Origin of the sequence: Raineyella fluvialis (genome assembly GCF_009646095.1) — a bacterium.
Classification (GTDB): domain Bacteria; phylum Actinomycetota; class Actinomycetes; order Propionibacteriales; family Propionibacteriaceae; genus Raineyella; species Raineyella fluvialis.
The window spans coordinates 270,254-283,547 of the sequence record NZ_CP045725.1 but is presented as its reverse complement, the minus strand read 5'-3'; the positions used below and the strand labels follow the sequence as shown (position 1 = coordinate 283,547).

Below are 13,294 nucleotides of genomic sequence, written 5' to 3'. Positions count from 1 at the left end.
ATGACCAGCCTCTCCACCAAGCAGAAGGTCCTCTGGGGCCTGGTCGCGATCGTGGTCCTGCTCTACACGCTGTGGCCGCTGGCCTCGATCCTGTTCACGTCGTTCAAGTCGTCCTCCGACGTCACCTCGGGCACCTTCCTGCCGCCCCACTGGGTCGGCGACAACTACGCCAGCCTCTTCGCCGGCGCCGCGAAGAGCCTCTTCCTCCCGGCGCTGCGCAACTCGATCGGCATCTCGCTGATAGCGACCGCCATCGCGGTGGTGCTGGCGACGTTCTGCGCGTACGCCATCGCCAGGCTCGATTTCCCGGGGAAGCGACTCGTGCTGAACACGGCCCTGGGGGTGTCGATCTTCCCGATCATCTCGCTCACCACTCCGCTGTTCAATCTGTGGCGTCGGGTCGGCCTGTACGACACCTGGCCCGGCCTGATCATCCCGTACCTCTCGCTCACCCTGCCGATCTCGATCTACACACTGGCCGCCTACTTCCAGCAGATCCCCTGGGACCTCGAGCGGGCGGCCCAGGTCGACGGGGCGACAAACTGGCAGGCGTTCAGCAAGGTCATCGTCCCGCTCGCGGCGCCTGGGGTCTTCACCACCGCCATCATCGCCTTCTTCATCGCCTGGAACGACTTCGTCTACGGCATCTCGCTGACGTCGACCTCGGCGGCGAGACCGGTACCCGCAGCGTTGGCGTTCTTCACCGGCGCCTCCCAGTTCGAGGAGCCCACCGGAGCCATCGCGGCCGCGGCGATCGTGGTCACCATCCCGATCGTCATCGTCGTGCTGCTCTTCCAGCGCCAGATCGTCTCCGGTCTCACCCAAGGCGCGGTCAAGGGCTGACGCCCTGTCCACCCGACGTCAGCCCCTTCACAGTCAAGGAAATCCGCCATGGCCCGAATCTCCCTCAACAATCTCGTGAAGACCTACGATGACGGCTTCACCGCCGTCAAGGGCGTCAGCCTCGACATCGCCGACGGGGAGTTCATGATCCTCGTCGGCCCGTCCGGCTGCGGCAAGTCCACCCTGCTCCGGATGATCGTCGGACTGGAGGACATCACCTCCGGAGACCTGACGATCGACGGCAAGCGGGTCAACGACATCCCGCCGCGGGACCGCAACCTCTCGATGGTCTTCCAGAACTACGCCCTCTACCCTCACCTGACCGTCTACGAGAACATCGCCTTCCCGCTGCGGCTCAGCAAGAACAAGCTCGCGGACTCGGAGTTGGACCGGCGCGTACGCCAAGCCGCCGACATGCTGGACCTGCGCGACCACCTCGACCGCAAGCCGGCCAACCTCTCCGGTGGCCAGCGGCAGCGCGTCGCGATGGGCCGGGCCATCGTCCGGCAGGCCGACGCCTTCCTCTTCGACGAGCCGCTGTCCAACCTGGATGCCAAGCTGCGCGGCCAGATGCGCTCGCAGATTGCCCAGTTGCAGCGCCGCCTCGGCACCACCTCGGTCTACGTCACCCACGACCAGACCGAGGCGATGACCCTGGGGGACCGGGTGGCCGTACTGAAGAAGGGCCTGCTGCAGCAGGTCGGCAGCCCGCGCGAACTGTACGAGCAGCCGGTCAACCTGTTCGTCGCCGGGTTCATCGGCTCACCGTCGATGAACTTCCTCGCCGCCACGGTCGAGGGGAACAGCCTGCGGACACCCCTCGGCCCCCTGGCCGTCCCGGATCGCGTCCTTGCCGCGGCCCGGGGGAAGGACACCGTCATCCTGGGCATCCGGCCGGAGTTCTTCGAGGACGACGCCCTGGTCGACGACAACGTCCGGTCGCACGGCACCACGTTCGAGACGACGATGAGCCACACCGAGTGGCTCGGCAACGAGCAGTACGGCTACCTCGACTACCAGCAGGATCCGAAGGTGCAGACCCTGATGAACGAGCTGGCCCGCGATCTCGACCAGGACGAGATGCCCTCCAACGTCGTGGTCACCCTCGACTCGGCGAGCAGGATCCGGGGCGGGCGGCCCGCCAAGCTCTGGGTGGACACCCGGACGGTGCACGTCTTCGATCCCGCCGACGGAAGGAACCTGACGCGGGACGCCGACGCCGGGGCCGAACTCACGGCGCTGGCCGAGGAGGAACGCGTCTCGGAGATCCAGGCGGCCAAGGGCTGAGCCCGGGCGCCGTACGCTGCGTCCTCGGTTCTGCCCGGCCGGGACGACGGGAACCGGGATGACAGGAGCCCGGGTCGGGAACCGATGGTTCCCGACCCGGGCTCGCCGGTCCTGGTGAGTCTCAGACGAGGCCCTCGAACAGGATGGTGGACAGGTAGCGCTCGCCGTAGCTCGGGATGATCACGACGATGTTCTTGCCGGCGTTCTCGGGCCGAGCGGCGACCTTCGCGGCGGCGCTGAGGGCGGCGCCGGAGGAGATCCCGACCAGGATGCCCTCCTGGGTGGCGGCGCCGCGGGCGTAGCTGACGGACTCCTCGGTCGTGGCGGTGAGGACCTCGTCGATGACCTCGCGGTTGAGGATGTTGGGGACGAAGTTCGCGCCCAGGCCCTGGATCTTGTGCGGGCCCGCGTGGCCCTCGGTCAGCAGCGGTGAGTCGGCCGGCTCGACGGCGACGATCTTGACCTCGGGCTTGCGGGACTTCAGCACCTCACCGACACCGGTGATGGTGCCGCCGGTGCCGACACCGGCGACGAGGATGTCGACGCCGCCGTCGGTGTCGTTCCAGATCTCCTCGGCGGTGGTCTTGCGGTGGATCTCCGGGTTGGCCTGGTTCTCGAACTGGCGGGCCAGGATGCCGCCACGCTCAGCGGCGATCTCCTCGGCCTTGGCCACGGCGCCCTTCATGCCCTCCTTGCCGGGGGTCAGGACCAGCTCGGCCCCGTACGCGCGCAGCAGCGCCTTACGCTCGGCCGACATGGTCTCAGGCATGGTGAGGACGACCTTGTAGCCGCGGGCCGCGCCGACCAGGGCGAGGGCGATACCGGTGTTACCCGAGGTGCCCTCGACGATCGTGCCGCCGGGCTGCAGCTGGCCGGACGCCTCAGCCGCGTCGATGATCGCGACGCCGATGCGGTCCTTGACCGAGCTACCGGGGTTGTAGAACTCCAGCTTGGCAAAGACATTGGCCGCGGTGTCGCCGAAGAGGCGGTTGATGCGGACGAGCGGGGTGTTCCCCACAGCCTGGGTGATGTTCTCGTAAAGCGCCATAGCCAAGTAATACAGCAACTTATGGTCTCTATTCAAGTCGCCTATATGTGCTGTGCCGCCCGGCGGTCGCCGCCGCTGCCGCGGGGGCGAGGTCATAGACTTCGGCCTATGGCAGAGCAGACAGCGACCGGCGCCGCGGGGGCGGAAACCCACGACACCGTCATCGTGATCGACTTCGGTGCCCAGTACGCGCAGCTCATCGCACGTCGTGTCCGGGAGGCGCGGGTCTTCTCCGAGATCATGCCGCACACGGCCACCGCTGCCGAGATCGCCGCGCGGCATCCGAAGGCGGTGATCCTGTCCGGTGGCCCGCAATCGGTGTACGCGGACGGGGCGCCCCAGGTCGACGCCGCGCTCTTCGAGGCCGGCATCCCGGTGTTCGGCATCTGCTACGGCTTCCAGGCGATGGCGGCGGCCCTCGGTGGCGACGTTGCCCGCACCGGCCTGTCAGAGTTCGGACGCACCGAGACCACGGTGATGACGGCGGGCACCCTGCTGCGCGATGTCCCGGCCAGCTTCCGGACCTGGATGAGCCACGGCGACTCCGTGCAGGCTCCTCCCGTGGGCTTCACGGCCCTGGCCTGCACCGCCGGTGCCCCGGTGGCGGCGTACGAGGATCTGGACCGCCAGCTCGCCGGCGTGCAGTGGCACCCCGAGGTGATGCACTCCGAGCACGGTCAGAAGATCCTCGAGCACTTCCTCTACGACATCGCCGGGTGCACCTCCGACTGGACCCCCGCGAACATCGTCGAGGACGCGGTGACGGGCATCCGCGAGCTCGTCGGCGACAAGCGAGTCCTCTGCGGACTGTCGGGCGGCATCGATTCCGCCGTCGCGGCGGCCCTGCTGCACAAGGCGATCGGCGACCAGCTCGTCTGCGTCTTCGTCGACCACGGCCTGCTGCGTGAGGGCGAGGCCGAGCAGGTCGAGCAGGACTTCGTCGCGGCGACCGACGTGCGGCTCGTGGTGAAGAACGTCGCGGACGTCTTCCTGCGTGAACTGGACGGGGTCACCGACCCGGAGACCAAGCGCAAGATCATCGGCCGCGAGTTCATCCGGGCGTTCGAGGAGGCGACCCGAGAGCTCAACGCCGACGAGCCGATCGAGTTCCTCGCCCAGGGCACGCTGTACCCGGACGTGGTCGAGTCCGGCGGTGGCGAGGGCGCCGCGAACATCAAGTCCCACCACAACGTCGGCGGGCTGCCCGACGACCTGCAGTTCAAGCTGGTCGAACCGCTGCGCACCCTGTTCAAGGACGAGGTCCGCGCCGTCGGTACGGAGCTCGGCCTGCCCGAGGCGATGGTGTGGCGCCAGCCCTTCCCCGGCCCCGGCCTCGCCATCCGCATCATCGGGGCGGTCACCGAGCAGCGCCTGGCGATCCTGCGCCGGGCTGACGCGATCGCGCGCGAGGAACTCGAGGTCGCCGGCCTCTACCGTGACATCTGGCAGTTCCCGGTGGTGCTGCTCGCGGACGTACGCTCCGTCGGCGTGCAGGGCGACGGCCGCACGTACGGCCACCCGGTCGTGCTGCGACCGGTCACCAGCGAGGACGCCATGACGGCCGACTGGGGCCGACTCCCGTACGACCTGCTGGAGCGGATCTCGACGCGGATCACCAATGAGGTCCGCGAGGTCAACCGGGTGGTCCTCGACGTGACGAGCAAGCCGCCGGGCACCATCGAGTGGGAGTGAGCCCTCGCCTCCGACCAGGGGGCGGAGAGTGAAAAGGGGACGGGCCGCGTGGCCCGTCCCCTTTGCCGTCCCGACGTAGCGGTAGTCAGCTCCGGTTGCCCCCGGCGAGCAGGCCGATGACACCGATGACGACGAGAGCTGCGGGCGCCGCGATGCTGATCAGTTCGCGGTCGAAGGGGTGGACCATCCGCGTCCACAGAATGGCAGCGCCGTAGATGATCGCCAGCAGTCCGAGGACCAGCGACAATACATCGGTGCGGCGCCGGGAGCGGCGGGGCGGGGTGCGGCGACCGCTCATGGCGCCTTCACCACCAGTTCGCCGAGGTCGGTGGCGGCGTTCACGGTGACGGTCGGTGCCCCGGTGCCGCCGGAGGACAGGACGCGGGTCGTGGCGGTCTCCTGGGACGAGGTGGCGTACTGGTCACCCACCTGCAGCGTGCCCATGCCGACCTTCGCGTTGACGACGACGCGCGCGTCGCTCGGCACCAGGATCGTCAGCGAGCCGGCCCCCATGTGGGCGTCGTACGTGATGTTCCGGGTGGTGTCCAGACCGGAGAGGTCGACGGTGACGCGGCCGAAGTCCCAGGCGTCCGCCGCCGGCACGCTCTGGTCGCTGGTGTAGGCCAGCGCGATCGGTGCGGCGGCAGCGCCCGGCTGCTGCATCAGATGCGGGTGATCGTGCTGGTAGGCGCCCGCCGTGGCGAGGAGTCCGAGGATCACTGCCACCGCGATCAGCCCCCGCGGTCGCCCGACCCAGGCGCCGATGACCAGTGCGGCGCCGACCACGAGCAGGGCCGAGGCGGCCCAGACGAAGGCGGGCACCGGATGTCCGGTCGAGGCGAGCAGGGACAGGAAGGTCCACAGCAGGCCCACTGAGGTCAGGGTGACGAGGGCGAGCGTACGCTTGCCGACCCGCTGTGGGTCGGGCAGCCGAGGCGCCCGGGGACGTGGTGGCGGGGCGTAGAGGCCAATGGGGTCGGGATTGGTGAGGTAGGCGCGCATCGCGTGGTCGTAGTACGTGGGAGCGCCCTGCTGGGCCGGGCCGGGGCGCGGGGTCGCGGGCCGCGGGGCCGCGGGGCGCACCGCCGTGGGGGTCTCGGCCTCCGAGGCAGGGACCTGGGGAGGGGCCCCGAACGGCTGCGCGGGACCGAATCGTGGTGCCGGCATCACCGGGGGGACCTGGCCGAACCCTTGGGGCGGCGGTACCGGCCCCGCCGGACGCTGCCCGGTGGGATCCGGCGGAACGACCGGAGGGGCGGAGGCTTCCGGCACCCGGCGCTGACGCCGCGGCTGGTGGACACCGAAGTAGTAGACGAGGCCCAGGACGACGGCTGGGAAGAACGACAGGGAGGTGACGCTGCCCAGGGCGGCCGCGACTGCGACGACGGCGACGGCCACGGCGCTGATCAGCGCCCAGCGTGGGGCACGGCTCAGCGCCGGGAAGGTCTCGAGGAGTGGCCCGCGCTCGTGGCCTTCGAGGGGGATGAGCAGCCAGCCGGTCAGGTAGAGCACCACGCCCATGCCGGAACTCACCGCGAGCACCACCGCGGCGACCCTGATGATCAGCGGATCGATCCCGGTGCGGTCGGCGATGGCAGCACAGACGCCCGCGATCGGTGATCCGGTCGCGGGTCGATGCATGGTGATCACCGGCTCCACACCACCATCCTGTCTCGCGCCCGCGTCGTGGACCATCGGGCACATCCCCCATATTGGCCGGGACAACTCCTCCCGGGCGCGGAGTTGTCAGCTGCCCGTGGTTTGCTGGAACCACTATGGATCAACTCGCGGGCCCCACGGGCGACCCGGGCGGCGATGCGGAGCAGTCCGCGCACTCGCCCGGGTCCGCCGGCGGCGCGCCCGCTCCCGGTCAGGCCCCCCACGAGGTGCCTGCTCGACGGCACGGGGTCCGGCCCCATGGGCCGTCGGCCGCCCCGGAAGCCGCCCGCCGCGCCTACCGGATCGATGAGGGGCGGTGGCTGGGAGGGGTCTGCGCCGGGCTCAGCCAGCACCTCGGCTGGCCGGTGATGTTGCTGAGGCTGGCGTTCGTGGGACTGACGATGACCCAGTTCGTCGGCGCCGTGGTGTACGCGGTGCTGTGGGTGGCGTTGCCCCCGGAGCCGCCGCGGCTGGCGGCACCCGGCCTGGAATCGGCTGCCCGGACCGGTGCCCGTACGGTCCCCACCCGGTTGAAGCGGCGGATCGACATGGGCTCGGCGCTGGCGATGGCATTGTTCGGCGGTGGCGTGCTGTGGCTGGTCCAGATGACCCGCTTCGGGATGCCGTGGCGAGTGTTCTGGCCGGTGATGCTGGCCAGTGCCGGCGTCGCGGTGATCTGGCGCGAAGCCGACTCGATGGGGACCTGGCGGGGCAATCGCGGCGCTGCCGGCGTGGACCGCTCCCGGGTGGATCGGCTCGGATCCCTGCTGGGCGCCCTGACCGGGTTGCTGCTCCTGGCGACCGCGTTCGTCCTCGTCATTCCCGACCAGGCCCGTCGTGGCGGCACGTCGGAGTTGATGATGGTGCTCATCCTCAGCCTCGGCGGCGTGGCCGTGGTCGGTGCGCCGTGGTTCTTCCGGACCCGTGCCGAGCTCGACCGGATCCGTGAGGAGAAGATCCGCGCGGATGCGCGCGCGGACATGGCCGCCCACCTGCACGACTCGGTGCTGCAGACACTCGCCCTGATCCAGCGCCAGGCGAGTGATCCCCGTGCCGTCGCCCGACTTGCCCGCCGACAGGAACGGGAATTGCGGGAGTGGCTCTACGGTCGCCCGCCCGACGACACCACGCTCGGCGCCGCGGTGCGCCGCGCCGCGCTCGAGGTGGAGGAGGAGCACGACATCGACATCGAGCTGGTCACGGTGGGGGACACCACGATGACGCCGGACCTCGACTCGCTGGTGAAGGCGGCCCGGGAGGCGATGGTGAACGCGGCGAAGCATGCGGGCGTCGACCGGGTCGACGTCTACGCCGAGGTGCTGGAGGATACCGTCGAGGTGTTCGTCCGCGACCGTGGCCAGGGATTCGACCTTGCCGCGATCGACGACGACCGACAGGGAGTCCGGCGCAGCATCATGGAACGCATGGAGCGACACGGGGGCCGGGCCACGATCCGCTCGGCGCCCGGCCAGGGGACCGACGTACGACTGGAGATGACACGATGACGACGCAGCAACCGGATCCACGCACGCCCGAGACCGACCCCGAGGGGACGCCCGCCCGCGAGGGTCTGCGCACCGAGCCCTTGCGGGTGGTCGTGGTCGACGACCACGACATGTTCCGCGCGGGCGTCAAGCACGAGATCGGGGCGCGGGTGAGCATCGTCGGCGAGGCCGCGGATGCACCGGGTGCGGTACGGATCATCCTGGACACGGATCCGGACGTGGTGCTCCTCGACGTGCACCTGCCCGGTGGTGGCGGCGTCGAGGTGCTGCGGCAGGTGCACCAGCGACACCCCGACGTACGCTTCCTGGCGCTGTCCGTGTCGGATGCCGCGGAGGACGTCATCTCCCTGATCCGTGGCGGAGCCCGGGGCTATGTCACCAAGTCGATCAACGCCGACGAGTTGATCGAGGCGATCGAGCGGGTTGCCGGTGGGGACGCTGTCTTCTCACCGCGGCTCGCGGGGTTCGTCCTCGACGCCTTCTCCGGGTCCATCGACGTGGCCAGCGTGGACGAGGAGCTGGACAAGCTCTCGCCCCGCGAGCGGGACGTGCTGCGGCTCATCGCGCGTGGCTATTCCTACAAGGAGGTGGCGAAGGAGCTCTTCATTTCGGTGAAGACCGTCGAGACCCACGTGTCGAGTGTGCTGCGCAAGCTCCAACTGTCCAATCGTCACCAGCTCGCGCGCTGGGCGAACGACCGGCGCCTGGTCTGACGCGCCTGGTCTGACCGAGAACAAACCTCGAGCCCCGACCGGAAATCTCCGGCCGGGGCTCGTGTGTGGTTGGCGGGGCTCAGACCCTTCGCTTGGTGATCAGACCGTAGATGAGGAGGACGATGACGCAGCCGATGATGGCGAAGACCCAGACCAACGGCGAGAAGAACCCGCCGCCGCCGTACCCGAACATCTGGGCGATCCAGCCTCCGACGAAGGCTCCCAGAACACCGAGAACGAGGGACATGATCCATCCGGTCGGGTCATTGCCCGGGAGGATGGCCTTGGCGATGGCACCGGCGATGAGGCCGATGATGATGACACTGATCCAGCTCAGGCCGAGTCCGGTCACGAGCGGAACGACAAATGCTGTACTCATACCTCCACTTTAGGAGGGCAGGGTGTAATCCACGCCACTTGTGCGCTCCAACCGGTGTGTCGTGCGGGAGAACCATGACCTGCCCAGGAGACCGGCACGCCTGCCCTCAGGGATCTCGTCGTCCGGAGCGGCACCGGAGCGCCACCCTCGCCGGGCGCTCAGAGGAGCGGCCGGAACGGGCGCAGCAACTCCTCCGACACCTTCGCCATCAGGGGTCGGCGTTGCCATTCCTCGAGCGTGAGTTCGCGGCAGTTCGTCAGGTCGTTGGCGAAGATCGTCTCCATCCGCCGGGCGACCGCCGGGTCGAGGAACTCGACGTTGATCTCGTAGTTCCCCACCAGGCTGAGACGATCGAGGTTCGCCGTGCCGATCGTCGCCCACTCCCCGTCGATCGTCGCCGTCTTGGAATGCACCATGGCGTGCTGGTAGAGGAACAGCCGCACGCCGCTGCGCAGCAGGGTGCCGTAGAAGCCGCGGGACAGCCAGTCGGCCTCGATGTGGTTGGACTCCGCGGGAATGATGACGCGGACGTCGACGCCCCGCGCGACGGCTTTGAGAATGCCGTCGAGGAGGTCGTGGTCGGGATGAGATACGCGTGGGTCAGCCAGATCCGCTGACTGGCGCGATCGATGGCCTCCAGGTAGAGGCCCCGGATCGGGTACGTGGCGTACATGGGGACATTGCGGTGGACCCGGGAGGCGTTGTGCCAGGCCCGTTCCCGAGGCTCGTCGAGGTGCACGCCGCGGGGGCCGCCGATGGCGTTCCAGTAGTCGACGAACGCGTCGGCGAGGTCGGGGGCGATCGGTCCGGTGAGCCGTACGTGGGTGTCACGCCAGTCGTTCGCGTAGAGCGAGCCGATGTTGTAGCCGCCCACCCAGGCGGTCTCGAGGTCCACGACCAGCACCTTGCGGTGGTTGCGGGCGAATTTGCCCCAGCGCCACATCCGTGGCCAGCGCAGGTAGAACGGATGCTGCCGGGCGTGCACCGAGGGTGGGAAGGAGTAGAAGTCCTGGTCGACGACGAGGTTGGCGAACTTGTCCCACACCACGTACACGTCCACGCCACGCTCGGCGGCGTCGATGAACGCCTGCTTGAACTCCTCCCCGACGGCGTCGCCCTTCCAGATGAAGGTCTCGAAGTAGATCGACTCCCGGGCCGAGCGGATGGCCGCCAGCATGTCGTCGTAGAGGTCCTGGCCGTACGTGAAGATCGCCGCGGTGCCCTCCGCGGTCGAGAACGCCTCCGGAGGGGTGCGCGGGAAGGTCACCGGTCCGGCCCGGCGCTTGCGCAGGTACGCGGCGACCTGGAGCCCTGCGATGCTGACGGCCTGGAGGAGCGCCACGATCGCGAACAGCCGGGCCAGCGCACGCCGGATCGGGGGCAGCGGGCTCTCCAGGAGCTCGTTCAGCGGGGACTGCGTACGCCCGGTCCTGGCGAGGGCTCGACGCTCTGGCATGCCAACCAAAATAGCGGAGTCACCCTCTAGGCTGGGCGATGCCATGAACGAAGCTGAATCGCCGACCCTGTTTCCCGCCTTCGGTGCCGCCACCGGTGCACCCAGCCGACGCGGCCGCCCGGCCCCGTCGCCCGACGAGCGGGCCGGCGCGGACGTGCCGCGACCCGCGGCCCCCGGTGCGACGAGGGGGGAGCCGCGGCCGGGGGGTCGTGCCCGGCACCGCATCAGTGCCGAGGATCTCGTCGACGGGCTCAACGATCCCCAGCGGGAGGCCGTCATCCACGCCGGCGCGCCGGTGCTCGTCGTCGCCGGCGCCGGTTCGGGCAAGACTCGGGTGCTGACCCGTCGGATCGCCTACCTCGTCGGCGTGCGGGACGTGCATCCAGGCTCGATCCTGGCGATCACGTTCACGAACAAGGCTGCCGCGGAGATGCGTTCCCGGGTGGTCGACCTGGTCGGTCCCCGGGCGCGGGTGATGTGGGTGTCCACCTTCCATTCCGCCTGCGTCCGGATCCTGAGGGCCGAGATCGCGCACTTCGACCGCTCGTCCACCTTCTCGATCTACGACACGGCCGACTCGAAGCGCCTGATGCAGATGATCTGCCGGGAACGGGAGCTGGACCCCAAGCGCTACCAGCCCCGGGACCTGCTGAACTGGATCTCGGCCTGCAAGAACGAGCTCATCCGCCCCGAAGGATCGTCGGAGCGCGCCCCGCGCGGCCAGGAGGACGTCTACCCGGGCGTGTACGCCGATTACCAGCGCCGGTTGCGGGCCGCGGAGGCGTACGACTTCGACGACCTGATCATGGAGACCGTCCGGCTGTTCCGCGAGTTCCCGGAGGTGCGGGAGAAGTACCGGCGCCGCTTCCGCCACGTGCTGGTCGACGAGTACCAGGACACCAACCACGCCCAGTACGCCCTGGTGCGGGAGCTGTGCGGTCCGAACGACCCGCGGACCGATGAGCAGGCGCTGGCGGAAGCGGGCATCCTGCCGATGGATCCACCCGAGCTGATGGTCGTGGGCGATTCGGACCAGTCGATCTATGCCTTCCGCGGGGCCACCATCCGTAACATCCTCGCCTTCGAGAAGGACTTCCCCGGCGCCCGGACGATCCTGCTGGAGCAGAACTACCGGTCCACCCAGACCGTGCTGTCGGCGGCGAACGCGGTCATCGCGAAGAACCCCGGCCGCCCGAAGAAGCGGCTGTGGTCCGACGCGGGCACCGGTGACCGGATCGACGGCTACGTCGCCGACACCGAGCACGGCGAGGCGCAGTTCGTCGCCGACGAGATCGACCGGCTGGTCGATGCCAGCACCACGACGTACGGCCAGACGGCGGTGTTCTACCGGACCAACGCCCAGTCCCGGGCGTTCGAGGACGTGTTCATCCGGGTCGGGCTGCCCTACCGGGTCGTCGGCGGGGTGCGGTTCTACGAGCGCAAGGAGGTGCGGGACGCGATCGCCTACCTGAAGGCCATCGCCAATCCGCACGACGACGTCTCCGTCCGCCGCATCATCAACGAGCCGAAGCGGGGGATCGGTGACCGGGCTCAGGAGCAGGTCCAGCACTTCGCGGACCGGGAGCGGATCAGCTTCGGGTCGGCCCTCGAGCGGCTCGACGAGATCGAGGGACTGGCCACCCGCTCCTCGTCGAACCTGCGGGGATTCGCCACCATGATGGCGGACCACCGCACCCTGATGGCCGAAGGTGCCGCGGCCGACGAGATCCTCGCCTCGATCCTGCAGGCCTCGGGCTACGTCGATGCGCTGCGCAACTCCACCGACCTGCAGGACGAGAGCCGGTTGGAGAACCTCACCGAGTTCGTCGCGGTGGCCGAGGAGTTCGTCGCCCAGGCGCACGTCGTCGACATTGACGACGAGTCCGGCCTACCGATCGATCCGGAGACGGGCACCCCAGTGGCGTCGGATCCCGACCGCCCGGACGACCGGGCAGGTAGTGAAGCCGAGGGTGCCGACGAGCACGGACGGGTCCCGGCGGAGCTCGGGGGCCTCGGCGGCGGCGCTCCCGAACCGGACGACTCCCTGCCCGCCTTCCTGGAGCGGATCGCACTGGTGGCCGACGCAGACTCGGTCCCCGAGGGGGATGAGGAGGGCGTGGTCACCCTGATGACGCTGCACACGGCGAAGGGGCTGGAGTTCGACACGGTGTTCCTCACCGGGTTCGAGGACGGCGTGTTCCCGCACATGCGAGCGCTGGACGATCCGGACGAGCTCGAGGAGGAACGTCGCCTCGCGTACGTCGGCATCACCCGGGCCCGGAAACGCCTGTTCCTCACCCGTGCGGTGGTGCGGACCCAGTGGGGGCAGCCGTCGTACAACCCGCCCAGCCGGTTCATCGCCGACATGCCGGAGGACCTGCTGGACTGGCGCCGGCTCGTCGAACCCGGATCCACCTGGGAGATCCGGGCAGCGGCGCGCACGTCCTCGGCCCGGGACCGGACCGAGGGAGGTCGTATCTTCGGCTCCGGGCAGGCGCCACGCGGTCCGCACGTCGATGCCGTCGCTCTCGGGGACCGAGTGCTGCACACCTCGTTCGGGCTGGGCACGGTCGTCGCCACGATGGGCGCCGGGCAGAACGCGAAGGCCGACGTCGATTTCGGCTCGCTGGGGGTGAAGCGGCTGTCGCTGCGTCACGCGCCGATGGAGAAGCTCTGACCCATCGGTCGGTGACCGAGCGTCCTCGGCGTCAG

At 69.4% G+C, this 13,294-nt stretch carries 10 protein-coding genes and 1 pseudogene; 6 read left to right on the top strand and 5 right to left on the bottom strand.

Annotation, left to right across the window (positions count from 1 at the left end):
- Both Rai3103_RS01285 and Rai3103_RS01280 read left to right on the top strand, forming a co-directional pair.
- The gene (locus tag Rai3103_RS01285; RefSeq protein ID WP_153571054.1) at positions 1–843 is read left to right on the top strand and encodes a carbohydrate ABC transporter permease; all 843 of its coding nucleotides are present in this window, start codon (positions 1–3) and stop codon (positions 841–843) included.
- A gap of 48 nt (positions 844–891) precedes the next feature.
- Positions 892–2,130 carry an ABC transporter ATP-binding protein gene (locus tag Rai3103_RS01280; protein ID WP_153571053.1) on the top strand — a complete coding sequence of 413 codons (1,239 nt, stop codon included), beginning with the start codon at positions 892–894 and terminating at the stop codon, positions 2,128–2,130.
- A gap of 121 nt (positions 2,131–2,251) precedes the next feature.
- On the opposite strand, the gene cysK is transcribed toward Rai3103_RS01280, so the two are convergent.
- The gene (cysK, locus tag Rai3103_RS01275; RefSeq protein WP_153571052.1) at positions 2,252–3,178 is read right to left on the bottom strand and encodes a cysteine synthase A; all 927 of its coding nucleotides are present in this window, start codon (positions 3,176–3,178) and stop codon (positions 2,252–2,254) included.
- A 108-nt stretch (positions 3,179–3,286) separates the two neighbouring features.
- Between cysK and guaA the strand changes: the two genes are divergently transcribed.
- Positions 3,287–4,870, top strand: a complete 1,584-nt coding sequence (guaA, locus tag Rai3103_RS01270; protein ID WP_153571051.1) for a glutamine-hydrolyzing GMP synthase — start codon at positions 3,287–3,289, stop codon at positions 4,868–4,870.
- 85 nt (positions 4,871–4,955) lie between these two features.
- On the opposite strand, the gene Rai3103_RS01265 is transcribed toward guaA, so the two are convergent.
- Positions 4,956–5,168, bottom strand: coding sequence for a hypothetical protein (locus tag Rai3103_RS01265; RefSeq protein ID WP_153571050.1), 213 nt, complete (start codon positions 5,166–5,168; stop codon positions 4,956–4,958).
- On the bottom strand, positions 5,165–6,529 hold the full coding sequence (locus Rai3103_RS18315; RefSeq protein ID WP_194793218.1) for a PspC domain-containing protein: 1,365 nt from the start codon (positions 6,527–6,529) through the stop codon (positions 5,165–5,167). The genes Rai3103_RS01265 and Rai3103_RS18315 overlap by 4 nt, the downstream gene beginning before the upstream one ends.
- 116 nt (positions 6,530–6,645) lie before the next feature.
- Here Rai3103_RS18315 and Rai3103_RS01255 point away from each other — a divergent pair, with 116 nt between their 5' ends.
- Positions 6,646–8,034 carry an ATP-binding protein gene (locus tag Rai3103_RS01255; protein WP_153571048.1) on the top strand — a complete coding sequence of 463 codons (1,389 nt, stop codon included), beginning with the start codon at positions 6,646–6,648 and terminating at the stop codon, positions 8,032–8,034.
- Positions 8,031–8,747: a response regulator gene (locus Rai3103_RS01250; protein WP_153571047.1), complete on the top strand. Its 717-nt coding sequence runs from the start codon at positions 8,031–8,033 to the stop codon at positions 8,745–8,747. Before Rai3103_RS01255 ends, Rai3103_RS01250 begins: the two co-directional genes overlap by 4 nt.
- Before the next feature lie 79 nt (positions 8,748–8,826).
- On the opposite strand, the gene Rai3103_RS01245 is transcribed toward Rai3103_RS01250, so the two are convergent.
- Both Rai3103_RS01245 and Rai3103_RS18890 read right to left on the bottom strand, forming a co-directional pair.
- On the bottom strand, positions 8,827–9,126 hold the full coding sequence (locus Rai3103_RS01245; protein WP_153571046.1) for a GlsB/YeaQ/YmgE family stress response membrane protein: 300 nt from the start codon (positions 9,124–9,126) through the stop codon (positions 8,827–8,829).
- A gap of 158 nt (positions 9,127–9,284) precedes the next feature.
- Positions 9,285–10,468: pseudogene (locus tag Rai3103_RS18890) on the bottom strand (phospholipase D-like domain-containing protein).
- A 157-nt stretch (positions 10,469–10,625) separates the two neighbouring features.
- On the opposite strand from Rai3103_RS18890, the gene Rai3103_RS01235 reads away from it, so the two are divergent.
- A complete protein-coding gene (locus tag Rai3103_RS01235) occupies positions 10,626–13,259 on the top strand; it encodes a UvrD-helicase domain-containing protein (RefSeq protein ID WP_153571045.1) in 2,634 nt (877 codons plus the stop codon).
- Positions 13,260–13,294 lie beyond the last annotated feature (35 nt).